23 protein-coding genes are annotated in these 24,692 nt (G+C 64.6%); 13 read left to right on the top strand and 10 right to left on the bottom strand.

Annotated elements, in window-relative coordinates; genetic code table 11:
* Window positions 1-140: 140 nt before the first annotated feature.
* Window positions 141-785 carry an orotate phosphoribosyltransferase gene (pyrE, locus tag AC1RL5_RS12180; RefSeq protein WP_011064226.1) on the bottom strand — a complete coding sequence of 215 codons (645 nt, stop codon included), beginning with the start codon at window positions 783-785 and terminating at the stop codon, window positions 141-143.
* 81 nt (window positions 786-866) lie between these two features.
* Here pyrE and crc point away from each other — a divergent pair, with 81 nt between their 5' ends.
* Window positions 867-1,646 carry a catabolite repression control protein Crc gene (gene crc / locus AC1RL5_RS12185; RefSeq protein WP_011064227.1) on the top strand — a complete coding sequence of 260 codons (780 nt, stop codon included), beginning with the start codon at window positions 867-869 and terminating at the stop codon, window positions 1,644-1,646.
* Between the two features lie 61 nt (window positions 1,647-1,707).
* Here the strand turns inward: crc and AC1RL5_RS12190 are convergent, their stop codons facing one another.
* Both AC1RL5_RS12190 and rph read right to left on the bottom strand, forming a co-directional pair.
* Window positions 1,708-2,076, bottom strand: a complete 369-nt coding sequence (locus tag AC1RL5_RS12190; protein ID WP_011064228.1) for a DUF4870 domain-containing protein — start codon at window positions 2,074-2,076, stop codon at window positions 1,708-1,710.
* A 30-nt stretch (window positions 2,077-2,106) separates the two neighbouring features.
* A complete protein-coding gene (gene rph, locus AC1RL5_RS12195) occupies window positions 2,107-2,829 on the bottom strand; it encodes a ribonuclease PH (RefSeq protein WP_011064229.1) in 723 nt (240 codons plus the stop codon).
* A gap of 272 nt (window positions 2,830-3,101) precedes the next feature.
* On the opposite strand from rph, the gene AC1RL5_RS12200 reads away from it, so the two are divergent.
* The 6 genes from AC1RL5_RS12200 to AC1RL5_RS12225 all read left to right on the top strand — a co-directional run bounded on the left by AC1RL5_RS12200 (window position 3,102) and on the right by AC1RL5_RS12225 (window position 8,392).
* Window positions 3,102-3,965: a YicC/YloC family endoribonuclease gene (locus tag AC1RL5_RS12200; RefSeq protein WP_015637471.1), complete on the top strand. Its 864-nt coding sequence runs from the start codon at window positions 3,102-3,104 to the stop codon at window positions 3,963-3,965.
* 10 nt (window positions 3,966-3,975) lie between these two features.
* On the top strand, window positions 3,976-4,596 hold the full coding sequence (gene gmk / locus AC1RL5_RS12205; protein ID WP_011064231.1) for a guanylate kinase: 621 nt from the start codon (window positions 3,976-3,978) through the stop codon (window positions 4,594-4,596).
* Between the two features lie 168 nt (window positions 4,597-4,764).
* Entirely contained in the window at window positions 4,765-5,028 is a 264-nt protein-coding gene (gene rpoZ, locus AC1RL5_RS12210; protein ID WP_007921129.1) for a DNA-directed RNA polymerase subunit omega, read from the top strand.
* A 57-nt stretch (window positions 5,029-5,085) separates the two neighbouring features.
* Window positions 5,086-7,191: a bifunctional GTP diphosphokinase/guanosine-3',5'-bis pyrophosphate 3'-pyrophosphohydrolase gene (gene spoT / locus AC1RL5_RS12215; protein ID WP_011064232.1), complete on the top strand. Its 2,106-nt coding sequence runs from the start codon at window positions 5,086-5,088 to the stop codon at window positions 7,189-7,191.
* A gap of 24 nt (window positions 7,192-7,215) precedes the next feature.
* Window positions 7,216-7,596: a RidA family protein gene (locus AC1RL5_RS12220; RefSeq protein ID WP_007921133.1), complete on the top strand. Its 381-nt coding sequence runs from the start codon at window positions 7,216-7,218 to the stop codon at window positions 7,594-7,596.
* A 55-nt stretch (window positions 7,597-7,651) separates the two neighbouring features.
* On the top strand, window positions 7,652-8,392 hold the full coding sequence (locus tag AC1RL5_RS12225; RefSeq protein WP_011064233.1) for a hypothetical protein: 741 nt from the start codon (window positions 7,652-7,654) through the stop codon (window positions 8,390-8,392).
* Between the two features lie 121 nt (window positions 8,393-8,513).
* Here AC1RL5_RS12225 and AC1RL5_RS12230 read toward each other — a convergent pair whose 3' ends face one another.
* Window positions 8,514-9,371: an SDR family oxidoreductase gene (locus tag AC1RL5_RS12230; RefSeq protein ID WP_145713446.1), complete on the bottom strand. Its 858-nt coding sequence runs from the start codon at window positions 9,369-9,371 to the stop codon at window positions 8,514-8,516.
* Between the two features lie 190 nt (window positions 9,372-9,561).
* Here AC1RL5_RS12230 and exbB point away from each other — a divergent pair, with 190 nt between their 5' ends.
* From exbB to AC1RL5_RS12260, 6 genes are all read left to right on the top strand, one after another.
* Window positions 9,562-10,572 (top strand): tonB-system energizer ExbB, encoded by a 1,011-nt coding sequence (gene exbB, locus AC1RL5_RS12235; RefSeq protein WP_492589319.1) that lies wholly within the window; start codon window positions 9,562-9,564, stop codon window positions 10,570-10,572.
* A 6-nt stretch (window positions 10,573-10,578) separates the two neighbouring features.
* Window positions 10,579-11,007, top strand: a complete 429-nt coding sequence (gene exbD, locus AC1RL5_RS12240; RefSeq protein ID WP_011064236.1) for a TonB system transport protein ExbD — start codon at window positions 10,579-10,581, stop codon at window positions 11,005-11,007.
* Window positions 11,004-11,756, top strand: a complete 753-nt coding sequence (locus tag AC1RL5_RS12245) for an energy transducer TonB family protein (RefSeq protein ID WP_011064237.1) — start codon at window positions 11,004-11,006, stop codon at window positions 11,754-11,756. The genes exbD and AC1RL5_RS12245 overlap by 4 nt, the downstream gene beginning before the upstream one ends.
* Window positions 11,757-11,904: 148 nt before the next feature.
* Entirely contained in the window at window positions 11,905-12,825 is a 921-nt protein-coding gene (locus AC1RL5_RS12250; protein WP_011064238.1) for a hydrogen peroxide-inducible genes activator, read from the top strand.
* 9 nt (window positions 12,826-12,834) lie between these two features.
* A complete protein-coding gene (gene recG / locus AC1RL5_RS12255) occupies window positions 12,835-14,910 on the top strand; it encodes an ATP-dependent DNA helicase RecG (protein WP_015637474.1) in 2,076 nt (691 codons plus the stop codon).
* Window positions 14,911-14,989: 79 nt separating this feature from the next.
* On the top strand, window positions 14,990-16,390 hold the full coding sequence (locus tag AC1RL5_RS12260; RefSeq protein WP_011064240.1) for an aminoacyl-tRNA deacylase and HDOD domain-containing protein: 1,401 nt from the start codon (window positions 14,990-14,992) through the stop codon (window positions 16,388-16,390).
* 58 nt (window positions 16,391-16,448) lie between these two features.
* Here AC1RL5_RS12260 and AC1RL5_RS12265 read toward each other — a convergent pair whose 3' ends face one another.
* From AC1RL5_RS12265 to AC1RL5_RS12290, 6 genes are all read right to left on the bottom strand, one after another.
* Window positions 16,449-16,832: a hypothetical protein gene (locus AC1RL5_RS12265; protein ID WP_015637475.1), complete on the bottom strand. Its 384-nt coding sequence runs from the start codon at window positions 16,830-16,832 to the stop codon at window positions 16,449-16,451.
* A gap of 140 nt (window positions 16,833-16,972) precedes the next feature.
* Window positions 16,973-17,902 (bottom strand): type VI secretion system-associated lipoprotein TagQ, encoded by a 930-nt coding sequence (gene tagQ / locus AC1RL5_RS12270; RefSeq protein WP_011064242.1) that lies wholly within the window; start codon window positions 17,900-17,902, stop codon window positions 16,973-16,975.
* An 83-nt stretch (window positions 17,903-17,985) separates the two neighbouring features.
* Window positions 17,986-19,668 carry a formylglycine-generating enzyme family protein gene (locus tag AC1RL5_RS12275; RefSeq protein ID WP_492589380.1) on the bottom strand — a complete coding sequence of 561 codons (1,683 nt, stop codon included), beginning with the start codon at window positions 19,666-19,668 and terminating at the stop codon, window positions 17,986-17,988.
* A gap of 22 nt (window positions 19,669-19,690) precedes the next feature.
* Complete coding sequence (locus tag AC1RL5_RS12280) at window positions 19,691-20,893, bottom strand: ABC transporter permease (protein ID WP_015637478.1); 1,203 nt, start codon at window positions 20,891-20,893, stop codon at window positions 19,691-19,693.
* Complete coding sequence (locus AC1RL5_RS12285) at window positions 20,893-21,609, bottom strand: ABC transporter ATP-binding protein (protein WP_011064245.1); 717 nt, start codon at window positions 21,607-21,609, stop codon at window positions 20,893-20,895. Before AC1RL5_RS12285 ends, AC1RL5_RS12280 begins: the two co-directional genes overlap by 1 nt.
* On the bottom strand, window positions 21,609-24,692 hold the full coding sequence (locus tag AC1RL5_RS12290) for a serine/threonine-protein kinase (protein ID WP_123472614.1): 3,084 nt from the start codon (window positions 24,690-24,692) through the stop codon (window positions 21,609-21,611). Before AC1RL5_RS12290 ends, AC1RL5_RS12285 begins: the two co-directional genes overlap by 1 nt.

Consider the following 24,692-nt stretch of genomic DNA (forward strand, 5'->3'; position numbering starts at 1 on the left):
CAAAAAAGCCCCCGCCCGGGATCCCGGGCGGGGGCTTTTTTATCGACGCAATCTTTGTGGGAGCCGGCTTGCCGGCGAAGGCACTCACGCGAGCAACTCAAGGCCCAAAGGCCTCTTCGCCGGCAAGCCGGCTCCTACAGTCAGATTCCGTACTGCGCGCGGTAGGCTTCCACCGCCGGCAGATGCTGCTTGAGCGCCGGATCATCCGCCAGGAACTGCAGGACCTGGGTCAGGGAGACAATGCTCACCACCGGAATGCCGAAGTCACGCTCGACCTCCTGGATCGCCGACAACTCGCCGTTGCCGCGTTCCTGACGGTTCAGGGCGATCAGCACCCCGGCCGCCTTGGCGCCGTCCTGGGACTCGATGATCTGCATCACTTCGCGGATCGCCGTGCCGGCGGTGATCACGTCGTCGATGATCAGCACATCGCCGGTCAAGGGAGCCCCCACCAGGCTGCCGCCTTCGCCGTGAGCCTTGGCTTCCTTGCGGTTGAAGCACCAGGGCAGATCGCGCTGGTGATGCTCGGCAAGCGCCACCGCAGTGGCCGCCGCCAGAGGAATGCCTTTATAGGCCGGGCCAAACAGCACATCGAAGGGAATGCCGCTTTCGACGATCGCCGCGGCGTAGAAACGCCCCAGCTGGGCCAGCGCCGAACCGCTGTTGAACAGGCCGGCATTGAAGAAGTAAGGGCTGGTGCGCCCGGACTTCAGGGTGAACTCACCGAAGCGCAAAACCCCGCGATCGATGGCAAAACGAATGAAATCGCGCTGATACGCCTGCATGAAAAAACCCCAGATACCACGGATTTAGCTAATTAGGTAGAGCTCGGGTATCATACACGCACGTGATTTTTGGGGCCATTTATGCGGATCATCAGTGTGAACGTCAATGGTATTCAGGCTGCAGTGGAGCGTGGTTTGCTCAGTTGGCTGCAGGCACAGAATGCCGACGTCATCTGCCTGCAGGACACCCGCGCCTCTGCCTTTGAACTGGACGACCCAGCCTTCCAACTGGATGGCTACTTCCTTTATGCCTGCGATGCCGAAGTCCCTGCCCAAGGCGGTGTGGCTTTGTATTCGCGGTTGCAGCCGAAGGCGGTCATCAGCGGCCTCGGCTTCGAGACAGCCGATCGTTACGGGCGCTACCTGCAAGCCGATTTCGACAAGGTCAGCATCGCGACCTTGCTGCTTCCATCAGGGCAGAACGGCGATGAAGACTTGAACCAGAAGTTCAAGCTAATGGACGATTTCGCCCGTTATCTGGATAAACAGCGGCGCAAACGTCGCGAGTACATTTATTGTGGCTCGCTGTACGTGGCGCAACAGAAGCTGGATATCAAGAACTGGCGCGACAGCCAGCAATCTCCGGGCTTCCTGGCACCTGAGCGTGCCTGGATGGACGAGATCATTGGCAACATGGGTTATGTCGACGCATTGCGTGAAGTCAGCCGTGAAGGCGACCAGTACAGCTGGTGGCCGGACAACGAACAGGCCGAGATGCTGAACCTGGGCTGGCGTTTCGACTACCAGTTGCTGACTCCCGGCCTGCGTCGCTTTGTCCGCAGCGCTCGCCTGCCGCGCCAGCCACGCTTCTCGCAGCACGCACCGCTGATCGTGGACTATGACTGGACGCTGACCATCTAAGCGTCCTTTCACCGCCACAAAAAAGCCGACATCGCTGTCGGCTTTTTTGTGCTTGCTCGAGCTACTTGATCAGGCGCCAGGTGAAGGGGTAGCGATAAGGCACCCCTTCGCCAGCCTTGACTCCGCCGATGATGGTCAGCACCAGGGCTCCGATCGCCAGCAGGCCGAACATGAAGAACCCGATCACCACGATCATCAACAGGAAGCACACCGCCGACGCAATGGCGACGGTCAGCTGGAAGTTCAGTGCTTCCTTGCCCTGGGCATCGATAAAGGGATCGGTTTCGCGCTTCATCTGCCAGAGAATCAACGGTCCGATCAGTGTGCCGAAAGGAACCCAGATCCCCAGCAAGGCGGACAGGTGACAAAACATCGCCCATTGCCGGACTTCGTGGCTCGGCGTAGGCAGCGGCAGTTGTTCATCACTCATGGTGCTCTCCTTGCTGAAGACCTGCGCCCATCAATCGGCGAGCGCGGCTTGCTGCAGTTGGAAAATCTCGTTCATGCCTTGCTGGGCCAGGGCCAGCATCGCATTCAGTTCAGCCGGCTGGAACGGCGCACCTTCGGCAGTGCCCTGCACTTCGATGAAACCACCGGTGCTGGTCATCACAACGTTGAGGTCGGTTTCGGCAGCCGAGTCTTCCAGATAATCCAGGTCCAGGACCGGTTCGCCCTGGTACATGCCGACGGATACCGCGGCGATCATCTGCTTCAGCGGATCGCCGCCTTTCAGGCCACCGCGCTTCTTGATCACTTTCAAGGCGTCGACCAGGGCCACCATGGCGCCAGTGATCGATGCGGTACGAGTACCGCCGTCGGCCTGGATCACGTCGCAATCGACATACAGGGTGACGTCACCCAGCTTGGACATGTCCAGTGCGGCGCGCAGCGAACGGCCGATCAGGCGCTGGATCTCCAAGGTCCGACCGCCCTGCTTGCCACGGCTGGCTTCGCGCTGGTTACGCTCGCCGGTAGCCCGCGGCAGCATGCCGTACTCGGCAGTCAGCCAACCCTGGCCCTGGCCCTTGAGGAAGCGCGGCACACCGTTCTCGACGCTGACCGTGCAGATCACTTTGGTATCACCGAACTCGACCAGTACAGATCCCTCGGCGTGTTTGGTGTAGTTGCGGGTGATGCGGATCGAGCGGAGCTGATCGGCGGCGCGACCACTTGGACGTTTCATAGGGGAACACCTGTACGGGGACGGAAAACTGCCGAGCATTATAAAGCCCGCAACCGCGCCAGGGCACGCCTAAAAAGGTCAAAGGAGCATTTACACCGCGGATGAGTCCTGTTGCGACGAGCTGCAATGCATTGGCAGCACCAGGGTTTGGGGGCTCCGACCGCACTGCGCTACAATCCTGCGCCTTCGCAGCCTGTCGGCTTCAATTCATCTTTATCAGGCCCGCCCAACCCCCTCACGGTTGGTGCCGGCGCTGAATCGGAGGTACCTCCATGGTGCACAGCATGACCGCCTTCGCCCGGGTAGAACGGGCAGGCACTCAGGGCACCCTGAGCTGGGAACTGCGCTCGGTCAACAGCCGCTACCTGGAGCCGCACCTGCGTTTGCCGGAAGCCTTTCGCGACCTTGAAGGCGCGGTCCGCGAAGCCCTGCGCCAGGGCCTGTCCCGTGGCAAGGTCGAGTGCACCTTGCGCTTCATCGAGGAAACCGCCGGCAAACCGCTGCAGGTGGATCGCGAGCGCGCCGCGCAACTGGTCGCCGCCGCCGAGTCCGTCGCCAGCCTGATCAAGCAGCCGGCCGCGCTCAACCCGCTGGAAGTCCTGGCCTGGCCGGGTGTACTGGTGGCCGATGCCACTGACCCGCAAGCCTTGAACAGTGACGCCCTGGCCCTGTTCAACCAGGGCTTGAAGGAACTGAAGAATGGCCGCGAACGAGAAGGCGCCGAACTGGCCAGGCTGATCGACGAACGCCTGTCCTCCATCGAGGAAGACGTGGCGACCCTGCGTGAACTGGTCCCGCAGATGCTCGCGACCCAGCGCCAGAAGATCCTCGACCGCTTCGCCGACATGCAAGCTGAGCTGGATCCGACCCGTCTCGAACAGGAGATGGTGCTGCTGGCACAGAAAAGCGACGTCGCCGAAGAACTGGACCGCCTGAGCACCCACATCATTGAAGTACGTCGCGTGCTCAAGTCCGGCGGCGCGGCCGGGCGGCGCCTGGACTTCCTGATGCAGGAACTCAACCGCGAAGCCAACACACTGGGCTCCAAGGCCTTCGACCCGCGCAGCACCCAAGCTGCGGTCAACCTCAAGGTGTTGATCGAGCAAATGCGCGAACAAGTGCAGAACATTGAGTAAGGCAACTGACATGACCCACAGCACCGGCACCCTATACATCATTTCCGCGCCGTCGGGCGCGGGCAAGAGCAGCCTGGTCAAGGCCCTGACTGACGCCAAACCGGAGATTCGCGTCTCGGTCTCCCACACCACCCGTGCCATGCGCCCCGGTGAGGTGGACGGCGTGAACTATCACTTCGTCTCCCGCGAGACGTTCGTGAAGATGGGTGAGCACGGGGACTTCCTGGAGCGCGCCGAAGTGTTCGGCAACCTCTACGGAACCTCGCAAAGCCACCTGCAGCAAACCCTGGACGCAGGTCACGACCTGATTCTGGAAATCGACTGGCAAGGCGCGGAACAAGTACGCAAGCTGATGCCCCAGGCCCGTTCGATCTTCATCCTGCCACCGTCCTTGCAAGCCCTGCACCAGCGCCTGACCAACCGTGGGCAGGACAGTGACGAGGTCATCGACGGGCGGATGCGCGAAGCCGTCAGCGAAATGAGCCACTACGTCGACTACGACTATCTGATCATCAACGACGATTTCGCCCACGCGCTGGGCGACCTGAAAGCGATTTTCCGCGCCAATCAGCTGCAACAGAAACGCCAGCAGCAGCGCTTCGGCAAATTGCTGGCTGAACTCCTGGGTTAAAACAGCACTTCCCAAAACCGCTGCAAGCGCTTTACATTGGCACTTGCAGCGCGTTGAAGGGCTTGGTTAAAAAATCAGCGCTTCCCTTAACGCTGGTGATTTTTTAAACTGTCGAGTCCGCTCGCCCATCCGGGCAGCGCGCATATTGCATTTGCTACGAGGAAGACCATGGCCCGCGTAACCGTTGAAGACTGCCTAGAACACGTGGATAACCGCTTTGAGCTGGTCATGCTCTCTACCAAGCGTGCCCGTCAACTGGCCACCGGCGGCAAAGAGCCGAAAGTAGCATGGGAAAACGACAAGCCTACCGTTGTCGCCCTGCGCGAAATCGCTGAAGGCCTGATCGACTACGCAGCCATCGCCGAAGCCGAAATCGTTGAAGATGAGCCGCTTTTCGCTGCTTTCGAGGACGAGTCCAACGAGGCCGTCTGAGCCTATGCCTGGTCGACGTAGCACGGCGCGGGATCACAGCTTACGGCAGGAGACATCATGCCGAGCATAGACGCCCTCGCCGATCGCTTATCGACCTATCTCGGCACGGACCAGGTCAATCTGGTCCGCCGAGCGTATTTCTACGCCGAACAAGCCCATGACGGTCAACGCCGTCGCAGCGGCGAGGCGTACGTCACGCACCCACTCGCGGTAGCGAACATTCTTGCCGACATGCACATGGACCATCAGAGCCTGATGGCCGCGATGCTGCATGACGTCATCGAAGACACCGGCATCGCCAAGGAAGCGCTCAGCGCGCAGTTCGGCGAAACCGTGGCCGAATTGGTGGATGGGGTCAGCAAACTGACCCAGATGAACTTCGAAACCAAGGCCGAAGCCCAAGCGGAAAACTTCCAGAAGATGGCCATGGCCATGGCCCGCGACATTCGCGTGATCCTGGTCAAGCTGGCCGACCGCCTGCACAACATGCGCACCCTGGAAGTACTTTCCGGCGAGAAGCGTCGGCGGATCGCCAAGGAAACCCTGGAGATCTACGCCCCCATCGCCAACCGCCTGGGCATGCATGCCATCCGCATCGAATTCGAAGACCTGGGCTTCAAGGCGATGCACCCGATGCGTTCCGCGCGGATCTACCAGGCGGTCAAGCGCGCCCGGGGCAACCGCAAGGAAATCGTCAACAAGATCGAGGAATCCCTCAGCCACTGCCTGGCCATCGACGGCATCCAGGGCGAGGTCAGCGGTCGCCAGAAGCACCTGTACGGCATCTACAAGAAGATGCGCGGCAAGCGTCGGGCCTTCAACGAGATCATGGACGTCTATGCGTTCCGCATCATCGTCGACAAGGTAGACACCTGCTATCGCGTACTCGGCGCTGTACATAATTTGTACAAGCCGCTGCCGGGACGCTTCAAGGACTACATCGCCATTCCCAAGGCCAACGGCTATCAGTCGCTGCATACCACGCTGTTCGGCATGCACGGAGTACCGATCGAGATCCAGATTCGTACCCGGGAAATGGAAGAAATGGCCAATAACGGCATCGCCGCCCACTGGCTGTACAAATCCAGTGGCGACGAACAGCCCAAAGGCACTCACGCCCGCGCCCGCCAATGGGTCAAGGGCGTGCTGGAAATGCAGCAACGCGCCGGCAACTCCCTGGAATTCATCGAGAGCGTGAAGATCGACCTGTTCCCGGACGAGGTCTACGTGTTCACACCCAAAGGCCGGATCATGGAGCTGCCCAAAGGCTCCACCGCGGTGGACTTCGCCTACGCGGTTCACACCGACGTCGGCAACAGCTGCATCGCCTGCCGGATCAATCGTCGCCTGGCGCCGCTGTCCGAACCCCTGCAAAGCGGTTCCACAGTGGAAATCGTCAGCGCCCCGGGCGCGCGCCCGAACCCGGCCTGGCTGAATTTCGTGGTCACCGGCAAGGCCCGCACCCATATCCGCCATGCTCTCAAGCTGCAGCGCCGCTCCGAGTCCATCAGCCTCGGCGAACGCTTGCTGAACAAGGTGCTCAACGGCTTCGACAGCTCCCTGGAAAAGGTCCCGGCCGAACGCATCCAGGCGATTCTCCAGGAATACCGCCTGGAACTGATCGAAGACCTGCTGGAAGACATCGGCCTGGGCAACCGCATGGCCTACGTTGTGGCGCGCCGCCTGCTGGGCGAAGGCGAACAGCTGCCAAGCCCGGAAGGCCCGCTGGCAATCCGCGGCACCGAAGGCCTGGTGCTGAGCTACGCCAAGTGCTGCACGCCGATCCCGGGCGATCCGATCGTCGGCCACCTGTCCGCCGGCAAGGGGATGGTGGTGCACCTGGACAACTGCCGCAATATCAGCGAAATCCGCCATAACCCGGAAAAGTGCATCCAGCTCTCCTGGGCCAAGGATGTCACCGGCGAATTCAACGTCGAACTGCGCGTAGAACTGGAACACCAACGCGGCCTGATCGCGCTGCTGGCCAGCAGCGTCAACGCCGCCGACGGCAACATCGAGAAAATCAGCATGGACGAACGCGATGGTCGCATCAGCGTGGTCCAACTGGTGGTCAGCGTGCACGACCGCGTACACCTGGCCCGCGTGATCAAGAAACTGCGCGCCCTGACCGGGGTCATCCGCATCACCCGCATGCGTGCGTAGCCCGTCCATTACAAGGAGTCATTCATGACCAAGACAGTTATCACCAGCGACAAGGCACCTGCTGCCATCGGCACCTACTCCCAGGCGATCAAGGCTGGCAACACCGTCTACATGTCCGGCCAGATCCCTCTGGACCCCAAGACCATGGAGCTGGTGGAAGGCTTCGAAGCCCAGACCGTCCAAGTGTTCGAAAACCTCAAGTCGGTAGCCGAGGCCGCTGGCGGTTCGTTCAAGGACATCGTCAAGCTGAACATCTTCCTCACCGACCTGAGCCACTTCGCCAAGGTCAACGAGATCATGGGCAAGTATTTCCAACAGCCTTACCCAGCCCGCGCCGCCATTGGCGTGGCCGCCCTGCCAAAGGGTGCACAGGTTGAAATGGATGCCATTCTGGTCATCGAGTAACACCCGCGGCGCAGCCCTCAAGGCTGCGCCGTTTTCGTTCTGAAAGGATTTCATCATGCGCCAAGCGCTAGCTGTTTCGCTGCTCGCCGTACTGCTCGGCGGTTGTGCCAGCGACCCCGCCAAAAACGATGTGGGCGGCATCTGGATCAATCAGGTAGCGATCGACGCAGCCTCCAAGGGCGGCCCTTTGCGTGAAGCCCTCCAGGCCTACGGCCCGAACCTGGAATGGGAGCTCAATACCAAGGCTGGCCAGGCCCGCTACACCAACGGTTTCGAAACCGTCGAAGGCAAGATCATCGGCGACGGTTCCAGCACTGCAAAAGTCGAGTTCTATGGCAGCGCCGCCACCGACTTGAAGCGCAACGGCAAGCAACTGCTGCAAGTGGCCAACGACAATGAGCCCGAGCAGGTCTTCGACCGCCCCAAAGACCCCGCCCCCGAAGGCGCGCCGCTAGGCGCCAACTTCGAGCGCGCCTTGTACTCGGCGTATCTGGGTGGCAAGTGGAAGATCGTCAACGGACCGGGCCTGGGCAACGAAGTGCAGTTCCAGGCAAACGGCGCCGTCCAGGGCCTGCCGGGCGCCGATCGCTACGCCTTGTGCCTGGCTGGCGACTGCGCCTCGATGAGCGGCGGCAACGATAGCATCTGGCTGCAGCTCAACGGCCAGGGCAACTCCTGGATCTTCGTGCGCAAGGATCAACAGCTGGAGATCTTCCAGGCGGTGAATACCGCCCTGGCGGATGAAGTGCCCTCGCTGACGCCGGGCAGCCAGCAGTGGTTGCTGGAAAAGCAGTAACTACCCTGTAGCCGCTGCCGCAGGCTGCGACAAGGTCCACAGGACCTTCGGCCTGTCGGCAGCGACGCCCTCGGGAAGCCGGTCGCAGCCTTCGACCGCGACCCCAAGCTGCTCGGGCAACTTAGCCCTGCGTCGTCAAAATCGCTGCATAACCTTCGCGATAACTCGGATAGCGCGGCACCCAGCCCAGCGCCCTGGCCCGGGCATTGCTGCAACGCTTGCTGCCGGTACGACGCACGCTGGCATCGTCCGCCCATTCGGTGACGCCCAGGTAATCGCGCAGCCAGTCGACGACCTCTGCCAGGGGCGCGGGCGCATCGTCCACGCCGATATAGCAATCATCCAGCGCCGTGCCACTGCGGTCCGCCTTGAGCAGGAACGCCAGCAGGCCCGCGGCATCGTCCGCGTGAATACGGTTGCCGTACAGCGGCGGCTCGATCGCCACGCGATAACCCCGGCGCACCTGGGTCAGCAGCCACTCGCGACCCGGGCCATAGATGCCGGTCAAGCGCACCACAGTGGCGGGAATACCGCTGCCCAGAGCCACCTGCTCGGCTTCCAGCATCATGCGTCCGGAGTAGGCCTGGGCCTCGGCCACGGAAGCCTCGTCGACCCACTCACCGTCCTTCTGCTCATAAACGCTGCTGCTGGAGACAAACAGCAAACGCTTGGGCGCCTGGCCGCGCTGCTTGAGCCAGCCCAGTACATGCTGCAGACCATCGACATAAGCCGCGCGATATCCGGCTTCGTCATGCTCGGTGGCCGCCGCGCAATACACCAGATAGTCCGGCGACTTCTGCGGCCATTGCCCGGGGCATTGCTCGCTGAACAGGTCACCTGCAATGCCCACCACCCCCTGTGGCAAGCGCGATACGTTGCGACGCAGGCCGTAAACCTGCCATTGCTCGGCCAGCAGTTGAGTCGCCAGGCGACTCCCGACATCACCGCAACCGGCGATCAATACAGAGGGGGAGGACATCAGAAAACTCCTTTGGGAAAGGTCAAGACTAGCCCTCGCACTGGACGAACGGCTAGCAATCAAGGAAAAAAAGATACTCTATTACTTCTGTTAACAAGAATTACTTGCAATAATAACCGCCCATTTTGTTCTCGGCCCTGCGAGGCCTAGAAGGACATTTCACCCTTTTCTCCTCTCAGGTCCGGCCAGCATGACAAGCAACCAACTCTCCGTCTCGCCAACCAAACGCCCAAGCCCGCTGCGCGCCATGAGCGCGGTTGCAGCGCTGTTGTGCAGCCTGCTGCTGGCACCGACCGCAGCCTTTGCCGACCAGCACGCCCCAGCCACCGCCGCAGCCCCTGCCCCTGCCGCGACCGCTCCAGCCGCTGAACATACGGCCAACGACCCGACCGCTCCAGCCGCAGCCCCAGTGGCCGGCGAGCCAGTCCAGGCCGAAGGCCAGCCCGCTATCGGCGAAGACGCTCCTGAGGTCCTGGAGGCCGACAACACACTGGGCATGGCCCATGACCTGTCGCCGTGGGGCATGTACCAGAACGCCGACATCATCGTGAAACTGGTGATGATCGGCCTGGCCATCGCCTCGATCATCACCTGGACCATCTGGATCGCCAAAGGCTTCGAGCTGATGGGTGCCAAGCGCCGCCTGCGCACTGAAATCGCCGCGCTGAAAAAGGCCACCACCCTCAAGGAAGCCAGCGCCACCGCCACCAAGGAGGGCACCCTGGCCAACCTGCTGGTGCACGATGCCCTGGAAGAGATGCGCCTCTCGGCCAACAGCCGCGAGAAGGAAGGCATCAAGGAGCGCGTCAGCTTCCGCCTGGAGCGCCTGGTGGCTGCCTGCGGCCGCAACATGAGCAGCGGCACCGGCGTGCTGGCCACCATCGGTTCCACCGCGCCGTTCGTCGGCCTGTTCGGCACCGTGTGGGGCATCATGAACAGCTTCATCGGCATCGCCAAAACCCAGACCACCAACCTTGCCGTGGTTGCCCCGGGTATCGCCGAAGCCCTGCTGGCCACCGCCCTGGGCCTGGTTGCCGCGATTCCCGCGGTGGTGATCTACAACGTCTTCGCCCGCTCCATCACCGGCTACAAGGCCCAGGTCACCGACGCCTCGGCCGAGGTCCTGCTGCTGGTCAGCCGCGACCTGGATCACCAGCCGAACGAGCGCTCCGCACAACCGCACATGGTGAAAGTGGGGTAATCAGCCATGGGCTTGCATTTGAAAGAAGGCGCAGGCGACGACCTGGCCGAAAACCACGAGATCAACGTCACGCCGTTCATCGACGTGATGCTGGTGCTGCTGATCATCTTCATGGTGGCCGCACCGCTGGCCACCGTGGACATCAAGGTCGACCTGCCCGCCTCCAGCGCCAAACCGGCGCCGCGGCCGGAAAAACCGGTGTTCCTCAGCGTCAAGGCCGACAAGCGCCTGTTCCTCGGCGAAGACGAAGTCAAGGCTGAAACCCTTGGCGCCATCCTCGACGCCCGGACCCAGGGCAAGAAAGACACGACCATCTTCTTCCAGGCCGACAAAGGTGTGGATTACGGCGACCTGATGAGTGTGATGGACACCCTGCGCGCGGCCGGCTACCTGAAAGTCGGCCTGGTCGGACTTGAGACGGCAGCCAAGAAATGATCACGACGCGCCAAAGACTGACGCGTTACAGCGGTAGCCTGGCAGTGGTGTTGGGCGTCCATGGGTTGGCGATCCTGCTCGCCCTCAACTGGTCCAAGCCACAGCCCATGCCCATCCCCCCCCAAGCCATGGTGGTGGAATTGGCACCTGCCCCTGTGCCGCCTCCACCGGCGCCGCCGAAAGTGGTGACCCCACCACAACCGCCGGCCCCCGTGGAAGAACTGCCGCTGCCGAAACTGGCCGAAGCGCCGAAGCCGACCATCTCGGTACCCAAGCCGGTGAAGCAGAAGCCCAAGCCGCAACCGCCAAAGCCGGTGGTCAAGCCTGAGCCGCCCAAGGAAAAGCCTTCCGAGGAAAAGCCCAGCGACGCCCCGGTCACACCGGCTCCGTCCAAGCAGCCCGCTCCTGCGACCCCTGGCCCGTCACCGGCCCAGGCCGCCGCCAAGGCTAACTGGCAGGGGGAATTGCAGGCGCACCTGGCCAAGTACAAGCGCTATCCGAGCGAGGCTCAGCGTCGAGGCAAGGAAGGCACCAACTCCCTGCGCTTCGTCGTCGATGCCGAAGGCAAGGTGCTGTCCTATGAGCTGGTCGGCAGGTCGGGCAACGCCGATCTGGACCGGGCCACCCTGGACATGATCCGTCGTGCCCAGCCGCTGCCCAAGCCACCGGCAGACATGCTCAACAACGGCAGCGTGGAAATCACCGCCTCGTACAACTACGAGATCGACCGCAGCCGCGGCCGCCGCTGATCCACCGCAAGGGCACCTTCAAGGTGCCCTTCGCATTTGTGCCGCCTGAAGCAGGCATTGGCGGGTGTCGCATTCCACCCTCGGTCTGATAACGTGCGTCTATCGATTGCAGCCGTTATGCTTGGCCGCAACCTCACGGACGCCCGCTATGACTCTTACAGAATTGCGCTACATCGTTACCCTCGCCCAAGAGCAGCACTTCGGCCATGCCGCCGAGCGCTGCCATGTCAGCCAGCCCACCCTGTCGGTCGGCGTGAAAAAGCTTGAAGACGAACTCGGCGTGCTGATTTTCGAGCGCAGCAAGAGCGCCGTGCGCCTGACCCCGGTGGGCGAGACCATCGTCGCCCAGGCGCAAAAGGTCCTGGAGCAGGCCCAGGGCATCCGTGAGCTGGCCCAGGCCGGCAAGAACCAGCTGACCGCACCGCTCAAGGTCGGGGCGATCTACACCGTCGGCCCCTACCTGTTCCCGCACCTGATTCCCCAGCTGCACCGGGTCGCCCCGCAGATGCCGCTGTATATAGAAGAGAACTTCACCCACGTACTGCGCGACAAACTGCGCAACGGCGAGCTGGACGCGATCATCATCGCCCTGCCGTTCAACGAGGCCGATGTCCTGACCCTGCCGCTGTACGACGAACCCTTCTATGTGCTGATGCCCAGCGGCCACCCCTGGACCAAGAAGGAAACCATCGACGCCAACCTGCTCAACGACAAGAGCCTGTTGCTGCTGGGCGAAGGCCACTGCTTCCGCGACCAGGTCCTGGAGGCCTGCCCGACCCTGACCAAGGGCAACGACGGCGCCAAGCACACCACCGTGGAATCCAGTTCCCTGGAAACCATCCGCCACATGGTCGCCTCCGGCCTGGGCATCTCGATCCTGCCGCTGTCGGCCGTGGACAGCCATCACTACGCCCCCGGGGTGATCGAAGTCCGCCCCCTGACCCCGCCCGTGCCGTTCCGCACCGTAGCCATCGCCTGGCGCGCCAGCTTCCCGCGGCCCAAGGCCATCGAGATCCTCGCCGACTCGATCCGCCTGTGCTCGGTGGCCAAGCCGCCCGCCGCGAGTTAAGCGCTCGCAATGACTGAGCTGTCGAAAGTGCCGGTCACGGCACTCAAGGGCGTCGGCGAAGCCATGGCCGAGAAGCTGGCCAAGGTCGGCCTGGAAAACCTTCAGGACGTGCTGTTCCACCTGCCCCTGCGCTACCAGGACCGCACCCGCGTGGTGCCGATCGGCGCCCTGCGCCCCGGCCAGGATGCTGTGATCGAAGGCACCGTCAGTGGCGCCGATGTGGTCATGGGCAAGCGCCGCAGCCTGCTGGTGCGCCTGCAGGACGGTACCGGCGGCCTGAGCCTGCGCTTCTACCATTTCAGCAATGCGCAGAAGGACGGCCTGAAGCGCGGCACCCGTGTGCGCTGCTATGGCGAAGCCCGGCCCGGCGCCTCGGGCCTGGAGATCTACCACCCGGAATACCGTGCCATCAGCGGCGACGAGCCGCCGCCGGTGGACCAGACCCTGACACCGATCTACCCCCTGACCGAAGGCCTGACCCAGCAGCGCCTGCGCCTGCTGTGCCAACAGAGCCTGGCCCTGCTGGGCCCGCGCAGCCTGCCTGACTGGCTGCCGGAAGAGCTGGCCCGGGACTATCAGCTGGCGCCCCTGGACGATGCGATCCGCTACCTGCATCACCCGCCGGCGGACGCCGATGTCGACGAACTGGCCCTGGGGCACCACTGGGCCCAGCACCGCCTGGCGTTCGAGGAGTTGCTGACCCACCAGCTGTCCCAGCAGCGTCTGCGCGACAGCCTGCGCTCACAGCGCGCCCCGGTGCTGCCATTGGCCAGGAAACTGCCGGTCAAGTACCTGAAGAACCTGGGCTTCGCTCCCACTGGCGCGCAACAGCGCGTGGGCAACGAGATCGCCTACGACCTGAGCCAGCCCGAGCCCATGCTGCGGCTGATCCAGGGCGACGTGGGCGCCGGCAAGACCGTGGTCGCCGCCCTGGCCGCCCTGCAGGCGCTGGAGGCCGGCTACCAGGTGGCACTGATGGCGCCGACGGAAATCCTCGCCGAGCAGCACTTCATCACCTTCAAGCGCTGGCTCGAGCCCCTGGGCCTGGAAGTCGCCTGGCTGGCTGGCAAGCTCAAGGGCAAGGCCCGCAGCGCAGCCCTGGAACAGATTGCCGGTGGCGCACCGATGGTGGTGGGCACCCACGCGCTGTTCCAGGACGAAGTGCAGTTCAAGAACCTGGCCCTGGTGATCATCGACGAACAGCACCGCTTCGGCGTGCAGCAGCGCCTGGCCCTGCGCCAGAAAGGTGTGGGCGGCCGCCTGTGCCCGCACCAGTTGATCATGACCGCCACGCCGATCCCGCGAACGCTGGCCATGAGCGCCTACGCCGACCTGGACACCTCGATCCTCGACGAACTGCCTCCCGGTCGCACCCCGGTGAACACCGTGCTGGTGACCGACAGCCGGCGCATCGAAGTCATCGAGCGGGTACGCGCCGCCTGCGCCGAAGGGCGCCAGGCGTACTGGGTCTGCACCCTGATCGAAGAGTCCGAGGAACTGACCTGCCAGGCCGCGGAAACCACCTTCGAAGACCTTTCCAGCGCCCTCGGCGAATTGCGCGTAGGGCTGATCCACGGCCGCATGAAGGCCCCCGAGAAAGCCGCGGTGATGGCCGAGTTCAAGGCCGGCAACCTGCAACTGCTGGTGGCCACCACGGTGATCGAGGTCGGGGTCGACGTACCCAATGCCAGCCTGATGATCATCGAAAACCCCGAACGCCTGGGCCTGGCCCAGTTGCACCAGCTGCGCGGCCGGGTCGGGCGCGGCAGCGCCGCCAGCCACTGCGTGCTGCTCTACCACCCACCGCTTTCACAGATCGGTCGCCAGCGCCTGGGCATCATGCGTGAAACCAACGACGGTTTCGTCATCGCCGAAAAGGACCTGGAGCTGCGCGGCCCCGGGGAAATGCTCGGCACCCGGCAGACCGGCCTCCTGCAATTCAAGGTCGCCGACCTGATGCGCGACGCCGACCTGCTGCCGGCGGTACGCGATGCCGCCCAGGCCCTGCTGGAGCGCTGGCCGGACCATGTCAGCCCGTTGCTGGAGCGCTGGCTGCGCCACGGACAGCAATACGGCCAAGTGTGAACCAACACTCAGTTAGTGAACCCTCGCCATAACCAAGCTGGTTATACTCGTCAAATTGTAGAAAAACGGATACCAGACCATGACAGAAGTTGCCCTCGACATTGCAACCCCACACGCTCCGTCTGTTATCCGGTTGCTGCTCGGCAAGCTGGCCATCAGCTACAACGAAGTGATCGACCAGCCGGGCCTGCCGGCTGCGCGCAAGGTCCAGGCGGTACTGCTGGACGACGCCGTCGGCGCGCTGATGGTGCTGTTCCCGCAGAGCCAGTTACTGGACCTCAACCGCCTGGCCGAACTCACCGGCCGCCGCCTGACCGCCGTTTCCACCGAACGCCTGGAGCGCATGCTCGGTAAGCACAGCCTGAGCCTGCTGCCCGGCCTGCCGGCGCTCACCAGCTCACCGTGCCTGTACGAAGAAAGCCTGCTGCGCGAGCCCTGCCTGCTGATCAACTCCGGCGAGCCCGGGGTACTGCTGGAGATCACCAGCGAAGCCTTCAAGAGCATGCTCAGCAAAGCCAGCGCCGGCAACTTCGGCGAGCCCCTGAGCAGCATTCGCCCCAACCTCGACCGCCCGGACGATGACCGCGAGGAGATCTCCCAGGCGATGCAGGCCTTCACCGCGCGGCGCATCCAGCAGCGCCTGGAAGCCACCATCGAGATCCCGCCCCTGGCGGAAACCGCACAGAAGATCATCAAGCTGCGGGTCGACCCCAACGCCACCATCGACGACATCACCGGTGTGGTGGAAACCGACCCGGCCCTGGCGGCCCAGGTGGTCAGCTGGGCCGCCTCGCCCTACTACGCCTCGCCCGGCAAGATCCGCTCGGTGGAAGACGCCATCGTCCGCGTGCTGGGCTTCGACCTGGTGATCAACCTGGCACTGGGCCTGGCCCTGGGCAAGACCCTGAGCCTGCCCAAGGACCAGCCGCAGCACGCCACGCCTTACTGGCAGCAGTCGATCTACACCGCCGCGGTGATCGAGGGCCTGACCCGCGCCATGCCCCGTGCCCAGCGCCCGGAAGCCGGCCTGACCTACCTGGCCGGCCTGCTGCACAACTTCGGCTACCTGCTGCTGGCCCACGTGTTCCCGCCGCACTTCTCGCTGATCTGCCGGCATTTGGAGGTCAACCCGCACCTGTGCCACAGCTATGTCGAACAGCACCTGCTGGGTATCAGCCGCGAACAGATCGGCGCCTGGCTGATGCGGTACTGGGACATGCCGGAAGAGCTGTGCACCGCCCTGCGCTTCCAGCACGACCCGAGCTACGACGGCGCCTATGCCGAGTACCCGAACCTGGTGTGCCTGGCCGTGCGCCTGCTGCGCAGCCGGGGCATCGGCTCCGGGCCCCACGAGGATATCCCCGACGCCCTGCTGGAACGCCTGGGCCTGACCCGGGACAAGGCGGACGACGTGGTGAGCAAGGTGCTGGAAGCCGAAGTACTGCTGCGGGAACTGGCTTCGCAGTTCAGCCAGGCCTGAGCCCATTCGCCGGCCAGCCCGCTCCTGCAGGAGGCGGCTTGCCGGCGAAGTTTCCCGGTCAAGCCTTGGGCTTGGCCTTTTTCGGTTTCAGGTACTTGGTCAGCCCCTGGAACCAGATCACCAGGGCCGGGTTGCCCTTGATCTGGATCGACTTGTCCTGAATACCGGTCATGAATGCCAACTGCTTGTTCTTCGCCTGCAGGGTGGCGAAGCCGTAGGCGGCATCCTTGAAGGCGATGGCGAATGCCGGCTCGGGATAGAACCCCGAACGGCTGGTGACGCGCTGGTCCTTGACGAAAAAATGCCGAGCAACCTTGCCGTCGAGCGTCTGCAGCTGGAACACCAGCTCCTTGTCACCCAACTGTTGCTGGAAAGCAGGATTGTTGCGGCTGGCTTTGCCCATCAACAGGCCAAGCACCCAGAGAAGAAAACGGAATTTCATGCACGGCGCCTCAGTGGAATTATTGGATGGCCGGCGCAGTTTAACCTGTAACTCGAAGAGCGCCAGCCGATCTGTTCGATTGCTCGGAGATCGGCTGGCGTTCAACGCTTATCGCGACATCTTGTCAGACAATCGCCAACTCAGACGTTAGGGCAAGGCACCGGTGCCCAGTCACCCAGGTCCGGGTTCTTGCACATGCTGTTGACCTGGGTCTGGCCGGTGGTCGCGACCTTGTTGCTCTCGGCCTGCTTGATCTTGGCATCCTGGATCGACCTCTCGGTGCTCACCGCTTCCTGAGGCACGGTCGGCAGCTTGGGCTGCTTGACCTTCTGTGGCTGTTTTCTCTTGCCACCGGTGGTCACCGTGGTGGTATCGGCGGTGGCGACTTTCACCACGTCGGTACGCTGCACGCCCACTTGCTGCAGATCCTGCTCGTAGGCCTGGTTGTACTTGCTCAGGTCTTCGCTGGCACGGCCGTTCACCGCGGTGATCAGGTCGTTGGACTCCTTCAGGCCGCTGACGATTTCCGCCAGGCGCTTGCGCCCTTCCACGTCATTGATGGTGTTGGCCTTGCGGGAGCTGATCAGGCTGTCGAAGGCGCGCTGGTAGCAGGTCTGGGAAGCGCGGGCATAGGCCGTGCTGCGGTCGATGTCGGCCGCGCTCTTGTTGACGTCGGCAGCGTAGGAAGCGATGCGCTGGTTGTCGTCGGCGATCTGCTTCTGGCGCTCGGTGTAGTAACCGGCTGCGCCACCGGCCAGGGCACCGCCTGCGGCACCGATGGCGGCGTTGCGGCCACGGTGGTCGCCGTCACCGGTCAGGGCACCGAGCAAAGCGCCGCCGGCAGCGCCCAGGGCAGCACCGGTGACCACCGACTTGGTCATGTCCGAATCCGTGGCGCGCAGGTGCTGCACCGGCTCGTAGCAGCTCGGGTAGTACTCGACCTTGGTGGTCGAGGCGACCTTGGACACCGGAGAGGTCGCGCAACCGGTCAATACGGTGCTGAACCCGGCGGCAACCAACAGCAGGTGACGCTTGGACGTTGAAGCAAATGGGTTGCGGGAAAAAAGCATGTTCGTGATCTCGATTAAGTTTGACCAACTCGGCGCGACGCAATGTCGTCCGAGATCCTCCAGGCTCGACAGACAGCGGCCGGTCATGACTTCTGACCGGTCGATGCGAGCAGTTCCTTCAAAATCGTCGCCGGGTCGGCTCGCCGTTGCTGGCGATAATTCCCGACATGGCGAACGAATAACGTAGCGCGCGTCACCAGGCTCTTGCCGAGCACCGGCTTGCGATTGAGCTCTTCCTTGATTCGTTGAAATTGCGCCTGGATCACCGCGTCGGTGTAACGGGTGCCCGTGGCCAGGTTGTCGATGTAGATCGCCACCGCCCCGTCCAGCGCGCTGCGGCCGTTGTCGATGGCTTCGGCGAACAGCTTGGCGCTGGGCTCGTCCTTGGCATCGATGGCCTGCTGCTGGCTCTTCTTCAGGTTGGTCAGGCGGATGTTGTAGTTGTTGATGGTCTCGGCCACCAGGGCCGACGACTGGATCAGGTTGCCGGCCGCCTCCTCGCGCTGCTGGGCGATCAGCGAGACGTTGCGCTTGAGCTCTTCGTTGACCAGCCCCAGCTCCGCCTGCAGGCGCGGGTCGACGCTGGCGGCGATGATGGCGTCCAGGCGCTTGGTGGGGTCCTGGGCGTCGTCGATGGCATCGGTCAGGGACGCCAGGCGGCCCTCCTTCTGCCACTGGGCAAACAGCTCCTTGTAGCGCGAACGGGGCGCCGACAGCGCGCCGATGGCCACCCGGAAACCGGTGGTTTCGTTGCTCTGCTCAGTGCCGTCGGCGCCAAACAGCGGGTACTCGCGGCGCATCCCGGTGAACAGCGTGCCTTCGCCTTCCAGGTAATTGCCGCCCTTGACCACGAAACCGCCGTAGGTGCCCTGGCGGCGCCCGGCGCGCACCAGCTGGAAGGACTCCTGGACCATCTCGGCGGCGTTGCCGATCACGTCGAACATGCCGATGGGGTTGGGCAGCTTGGTGCCGATGGGCATCAGGCGCGCGGCCTGGCCGGTGCCGCCGGCCACCTGGTTGAACACCGCCCAGTCTGCCAGCGGGCCTTCGTCTTCGCTGCCCTCCACGCGCCGCGGGAACAGGCGGCCTTCCAGCTCCTGGCGGCTGACCGCCTGGCCGCCGCGGGCGGCGTATTCCCACTCCACCTCGGTGGGCAGGCGCACAAAGCCCAGGCCACCGTCTTCCGAGGAACTGCCACGGCCGCTGACCGGCAGCAGGTCGCGGTGGTTCTTCATCAGCCAGGCGCTGTACACCGCGGCAAAGCGCTCGGCCTCGAAACGCGACAGCTTGACCTTGGGCAGGCGCCCCTGCAGGCCCTCCGGCGCCTCACAGGCCGGGGCCGGATCACCGCTGGCCAGGGACTGGGCCTGGGCCATGACCTGGGCGTACTGGCGGGCAGTGACCTCGTACTTGCCGATGAAATACAGCATTGGCTTGAGGGGCACCCCGGCGCCACTTTTCGGCAGCGCCGGGCCAATGGTCTTGCCCCAGGCGCCAGGCAGGTCCTTGAGGGTGAACTGGCCGTTGATGTAGTCCCGGCGATAGCCGGAAATGAACGACTGCTGGTAACCGCTCTCGCCCTCGCTGAAGGGGTAGCCGAGGTTCACCTCACGGTCGTCCAGGGTGCCCTGGGCCAGCACGTAGACGTAGCGGAACACCATCTCGCCGTCGCAGGGCAGCGGCAGGCTGACGTCGTCCGGCAACGGCTTGGGGTTGTCCATCTTGTTCGCCGGTTCTTCGGCCCACACGGCCCCGGCCAGGGTCATGGCCAGCACGGTGCTGATCAACTTATACATCGCGAATTCCTTCACAGGCTTCTATGCGCGACACCCGCCAGCCGCCCAGCGCGGCGGCCAGGGTACTGACGCCCAGCGTCGCCAACAGGGCCAGCCCGTAATGGGCCGGCAGCAGGTGGCTGGCGTATTCGCCGGGCGCCTGCATGAACAAATGATTCAGCCCGGCCTGGGCCAGGCCATACAGGGCGCCGCTCAACAGCGCGGCAAAACCGGCGCTGTACAGCGCCTGGGCCACCACGAACAGCAGCAGCGCACCGGTGGAAAACCCCAGCAGGCGCAACACCGACAGCTCCCGGCGCTTGCGCTCCACCGCCGCCAGGGCCCCGGCGAAGATCGCCGCGAAGGCACCCGCCAGGGCCAGCCCGGCGATCACCCAGAAGACGATGGCCAGGTTGCGGCTCAAGGACTGCACCTGGGCTATGGTCTGGGCCTGGGTCGACACCAGCAGGCCGCGCTCGGCGAAATACAGACGCAATGGCTCGACATCCCCCAGGTCGCGGGCATACAGGCGAAACGCCGGGTAAACCCGCTGCCCGGCAGTTGCCTGGGCATCTCCGAGCCAGCCCAGGGCCGCCACAGCGCGTCCGTCGCGGTAATCCTCGGCGGCCTCCAGCAGCGCCAGCGGGGCGAACAGCGCGTCCCGGGCAAAGGCCTCCAGAGGCAGAACGCCCTCCACCTGGACCCGGGTCCGCTGTACCTCGCTGCGCCCCGCCACCTGCCGGCCAAAGGTCGCCTGCAACCAGTCCCCCGGCTGCACCCCAAGCTTCTCGGCGGCGGTGCGGCTGAGCAGCACGCCACTCATGCCCCGGGGCGCCGGCAAGCGCCCGAGCAAGGGGTCGCCGGCCGCGGTGGGGAGCATTTCCACGGTCAGGCCGATATCCCCCGTGCCCCGGGACAGGTCCGCGGTGGCGGCGATCTGCCGGGTACGCGGCAAGGCAAAGGCCACGTCCGGACGCTGCCCCAACTGGGCGATGAAGTCGGCGCTGAAGCGCCCGCCGCCCAGGGGAATGATCTCGCGCACCGCCGGGTCCTTTTCCAGGCGCTCGGTGAGGCTGCTCACCAGCCCGAACTTGAGCCCGAACAGCACCAGCAAGGGGGCGATCACCGCCACCAGGGCCAGCACCGAACAGGCCGACAGCCAGCTGTCGGCCCGGTAGTCCTGCCAGGCCAGTGCCGCGGTCAGGGAGGCGCGCATCAGCAGGCCTCCCCAAGCGTGGCAGTGACTCCGCCATCGGCGTCGCGCTGGCAGGCGATGCGTCGTACCTGCAAGCCGTTGGCCCGGGCCAGGGGTTCGTCGTGGGTGGCGATCACACAGCACACCCCCTGGTCCCGCGACTGCTGCACCAGCAGTTGCATCACCCGCTGAGCGTTCAAGGGGTCCAGGGCCGCTGTCGGCTCGTCCGCCAGCAATACCTGAGGGTTGTGGGCCAGGGCCCGGGCGCAGCTGACCCGCTGGCGCTGGCCCACCGACAGCGCGGCGGGTTTCTTGTGCAGCTGGTCGGCGATCTCCAGGCGCTCGGCCAGGCGCCGGGGAATGCCCTCGTCCGCCAGCCCCAGCAACTGCCGGGGCAGGCTGATATTCGCGCGCACGTCGAGAAAGCCCAGCAGGCCGCCGGTCTGCAGCACATAACCCAGGTGCCGGCTGCGCAACTGCGCCAGCGCGCTGTGGCCGTCGCCGCGCCAGATCCCGGCAATGTCGATGGCATCCCTGGCCGGGGAGAACTCGAAGCGCGCCGCCGAATCCGGGGCCAGCACCAGCGCCAGCAGGTCCAGCAGCGTGCTCTTGCCGCAACCGCTGGGGCCGACCACCGCCAGTTGATCACCGGCACGCAGTTGCAGCCTGGGGATCACCAGGCTGTAGCGTTGGCGACCCTCGCCGCGGCTCTTGTGCACCTGCGCCAGATTGAGCATCACGGCAGGGTCGACAACGGAACGCGGTACAGGGCATCACCCGGCTCGGCATCACCGAAGCGCACCCAGTTGGCCAGATCGTTATGGAAGGTTTCGTAGAGGCGGATCTTCGAATCCAGCTCGTCGATGAAGTCTTCCTGCTCGGCCACGCTCAGGGACAGCCACAGGTCCTGGGTCATGTTCAGCGACTTGCTGCGGTACGGCAGGCCTTCCAGGTATTCCCCCAGCACGCCGCCGTCGGCCAGGTTGCCGCCCTTGCGCAGGGCCGACGGGTCGCGGCTCATGTAGGCACTGGCGCTGGCGATTTCCTGGAAGAAATCCTTGGGCGAGGTCTGGGTCTTGCGCGCCGCGTCGACGATCAGTTTCAGCGACTGCTGCAAGTCGTTGAGTTGCAGCTTGGTGAGCATCACACAGACCTGGAACGCCGGCAGCGCCGGGTTGGTCAGGTCGCGGTCGGCGGTCCAGGCGCTGACCAGCTGGGGCGCCTGGCTGGCGGACTTGCGGCCGAGGAAATCCATGTGCATGGCGTAGCCGATGGCCGCCGACTTCTGCGCGATGCTCGGCGCCGCCGCCAGCACCGGGACTTCCTGGCTCTGGTTGCTGCGCACCTGATGCACCAGGTCGGCGAACACCGTGCCGATCTCGTCGACCCGCTCGCCGAACTTGCCCACATCGCCGCCGGGCACCGGAATGTACAGGTCGCCGATTTTCGGGTTGGCGTCGGCGGTCAGCACCCGGTACTGGGTTTCCGCCTGGGCGTGGTTCTTCTTGCCGGCATCGGTACGCAGGTGCAGGGCGTAGATCTTGATCTGCTTGCCCAGGGCTGCCTGGCGCACTTCCGCCTCGTTCATCTGGGTGCGGCTGTAAGGGTCGTTCTTGCGCAGCGCCCCGGCATCGCTGACCAGCAGGATCAGGCGGCCGCCATAGCCCTTCCAGTCCATGCCCTCCACGGCCTGCATCACGCCGGCAAAGGCGTCTTCGTTGAACGAATGGCTGGAGACACTGGTGGCCTTGACCTGGCTCACCAGCTCCTGGAAGCGCTGGGGATCGCGACCCTGGTCCAGGGTCACCAGGGTCTTGGTCACGTACTCCAGGCCCGGGGTCTTGCTGGTGTTGTTGCGAAAGCCCACCAGGCCGAAGCTGACGCTGTCCAGCTCGCCGCGCTGGGCGATCTTGCTTTGCAGCTCGTGCACCACATCGCGCACCTGGTCGATGTAGGGCTGCATCGACACCGAGGTGTCCACCACCAGCACCACCGCAGTGCGGAAGGCATCGCCGGCCGCCGGAGGAGTATTGGCCGGCAGGCGCTTGCCGCTACTGTCACTGATGCTCTGCGGGCTGTTGCCCGGGTCGATGGAAGCCACATTGAGCAACTGCACCGGCTGGCCGTTCTCGTCGAAACTCTCCTTGGAATCGAAGATCGGCAGCAGGTAGAACTGGTCCTGTGGCACCGCGCTGGCGTTGGGTTCCAGGGCCAGCACCTGCTGTTCGTCCTGGGGATTCTTCTGTGCCTTGAGCAGCAGGTTCTTGGCCGCCGCAGGGTCCGCCAACAAACGCTCCAGCTCGCTGGCCTGACGCACGAACATCACCGGTGCACGACCGGAACGCTCGGTGAATTTCAGCACCAGACTCTGCTTCCAGTCGCTGACCTGTTCGGCCGGCAACCAGCCGGCGCTGCGACCGTCACTGGCGGCCCCCAGGCGCAGCCAGGAGTGGCCGTCGAGGTTCTTGCGCTGATACACGTAGAGCACCGAGAACGCCGGCACCGCCTGGCCCGGCGCAGCCCCAGGCTCACTGGAGAAACTCGCCCCTGGCTTGCTCAGCACCCGCTGGAACAGGGTTTTCTTGCCCGGCATCAGCAGCGGTCGCTGGCCGCCGTCGACATCCGCGGCCACCGGCTGACTGGCCGGGGGCGCCACCACCGCAGGCGTGGTGCCGGCTGTCGAGGCGGTCTTGGGTTCTGGCGCCGGGCTGTCGCCCGACAGCCACCAGTAACCGGCGCCCGCCACTGCCAGGGCCACCGCCACAGCGACGCCGGCCAGGGCCAGCACCGGGCCGCGCCGCTGTTCGGAAGGCCCGCTGCCGGCTGGCGGCAGATTGGCCGTGCGCGGCGGCGCAGGCGGCTCCTCGGGCGGCTCGCGGCGCGGCGCCGGTCGGGGCGCCTGCTGCGGGATCTCGATGGACACCGGGGTCAGCCCGGCCAGGTCGTTGCCCTGAGGTACAGGCTGCGACGCAGCCTGGGGTGGCAGCGGCAAGGGCTGGATCAGCGTCGCTTCCACCTCGGCGGTGGCGGCCGGCAGGTTGTCCAGGGCCGCCAGCAAGGCGGCGGCATCCGGGTAGCGCTCGGCCGGGTCCTTGGCCAGCAGCTTGCGCAGGATGTGCTGGTAGCGACCGTGGTGCAGCGGCAGCTCCGGCAGCGGCTCGGTCAGGTGGGCCAGGGCTGTGGACAGCGCGTCGGTGCCGTTGTAAGGCAGCTCGCCCACCAGGATTTCATACAGCACCACCCCCAGGGCATAGAGGTCGGCGCGGCCGTCGATGTCCTGGCCACGAGCCTGTTCGGGGCTCATGTAGCTCGGGGTGCCCACGGCAAAACCGGCCTGGGTGAACTGGGTGCGGTCGTCCAGGGACTTGGCGATGCCGAAGTCCGAGAGCACCGCGGTGCCGTCGGCGCGGAACAGGATGTTGGCCGGCTTCACATCGCGGTGTACCAGCCCCTGGGCATGGGCATAGCCCAGGGCCGAGGCGATCTGGCGGATATAGGTCAGGCCCTGCTCCGGGGTCAGCCCGGCGGCGATGCGCTCTTTCAGGGTGCCGTTGGGCAGGTACTCCATGGCCATGTAGTACAGCTCGCCGACATTGCCGATGTCGTGGATGGTCACGGTGTGCGGGTGCGACAACCGCGCCAGGGTCTTGCCCTCGCGCAGGAAGCGCTCGCAGAAGCTCGGGTCGGCGGCCAGCGCCGCGGCCATCACCTTGAGTGCCACCTTGCGTTCCAGGGAACGCTGGGTCGCCAGGTACACGCTGGCCATGGCGCCTTCGCCAATTTCGCCCTGGATGTCAAAGCCGGGAATCAGAATGTCCAT

The sequence above is a fragment of the Pseudomonas sp. GW822-FHT06D10 genome (assembly GCF_058799535.1).

Excerpts from the sequence above, each read along its gene's own strand:
- AC1RL5_RS12200 (WP_015637471.1), top strand. The coding sequence starts at position 3,102 with ATGGTGCACAGCATGACCGCCTTCGCCCGGGTAGAACGGGCAGGCACT.
- exbB (WP_492589319.1), top strand. The coding sequence starts at position 9,562 with ATGACAAGCAACCAACTCTCCGTCTCGCCAACCAAACGCCCAAGCCCG.
- recG (WP_015637474.1), top strand. The coding sequence starts at position 12,835 with ATGACTGAGCTGTCGAAAGTGCCGGTCACGGCACTCAAGGGCGTCGGC.
- AC1RL5_RS12265 (WP_015637475.1), bottom strand. The coding sequence starts at position 16,832 with ATGAAATTCCGTTTTCTTCTCTGGGTGCTTGGCCTGTTGATGGGCAAA.
- exbD (WP_011064236.1), top strand. The coding sequence starts at position 10,579 with ATGGGCTTGCATTTGAAAGAAGGCGCAGGCGACGACCTGGCCGAAAAC.
- AC1RL5_RS12275 (WP_492589380.1), bottom strand. The coding sequence starts at position 19,668 with ATGACCCTGGCCGGGGCCGTGTGGGCCGAAGAACCGGCGAACAAGATG.
- AC1RL5_RS12230 (WP_145713446.1), bottom strand. The coding sequence starts at position 9,371 with ATGTCCTCCCCCTCTGTATTGATCGCCGGTTGCGGTGATGTCGGGAGT.
- AC1RL5_RS12225 (WP_011064233.1), top strand. The coding sequence starts at position 7,652 with ATGCGCCAAGCGCTAGCTGTTTCGCTGCTCGCCGTACTGCTCGGCGGT.
- rph (WP_011064229.1), bottom strand. The coding sequence starts at position 2,829 with ATGAAACGTCCAAGTGGTCGCGCCGCCGATCAGCTCCGCTCGATCCGC.
- AC1RL5_RS12290 (WP_123472614.1), bottom strand. The coding sequence starts at position 24,692 with ATGGACATTCTGATTCCCGGCTTTGACATCCAGGGCGAAATTGGCGAA.
- gmk (WP_011064231.1), top strand. The coding sequence starts at position 3,976 with ATGACCCACAGCACCGGCACCCTATACATCATTTCCGCGCCGTCGGGC.
- tagQ (WP_011064242.1), bottom strand. The coding sequence starts at position 17,902 with ATGCTTTTTTCCCGCAACCCATTTGCTTCAACGTCCAAGCGTCACCTG.
- spoT (WP_011064232.1), top strand. The coding sequence starts at position 5,086 with ATGCCGAGCATAGACGCCCTCGCCGATCGCTTATCGACCTATCTCGGC.
- AC1RL5_RS12250 (WP_011064238.1), top strand. The coding sequence starts at position 11,905 with ATGACTCTTACAGAATTGCGCTACATCGTTACCCTCGCCCAAGAGCAG.
- AC1RL5_RS12245 (WP_011064237.1), top strand. The coding sequence starts at position 11,004 with ATGATCACGACGCGCCAAAGACTGACGCGTTACAGCGGTAGCCTGGCA.
- AC1RL5_RS12220 (WP_007921133.1), top strand. The coding sequence starts at position 7,216 with ATGACCAAGACAGTTATCACCAGCGACAAGGCACCTGCTGCCATCGGC.
- crc (WP_011064227.1), top strand. The coding sequence starts at position 867 with ATGCGGATCATCAGTGTGAACGTCAATGGTATTCAGGCTGCAGTGGAG.
- AC1RL5_RS12280 (WP_015637478.1), bottom strand. The coding sequence starts at position 20,893 with ATGCGCGCCTCCCTGACCGCGGCACTGGCCTGGCAGGACTACCGGGCC.
- rpoZ (WP_007921129.1), top strand. The coding sequence starts at position 4,765 with ATGGCCCGCGTAACCGTTGAAGACTGCCTAGAACACGTGGATAACCGC.
- AC1RL5_RS12190 (WP_011064228.1), bottom strand. The coding sequence starts at position 2,076 with ATGAGTGATGAACAACTGCCGCTGCCTACGCCGAGCCACGAAGTCCGG.
- AC1RL5_RS12285 (WP_011064245.1), bottom strand. The coding sequence starts at position 21,609 with ATGCTCAATCTGGCGCAGGTGCACAAGAGCCGCGGCGAGGGTCGCCAA.
- AC1RL5_RS12260 (WP_011064240.1), top strand. The coding sequence starts at position 14,990 with ATGACAGAAGTTGCCCTCGACATTGCAACCCCACACGCTCCGTCTGTT.
- pyrE (WP_011064226.1), bottom strand. The coding sequence starts at position 785 with ATGCAGGCGTATCAGCGCGATTTCATTCGTTTTGCCATCGATCGCGGG.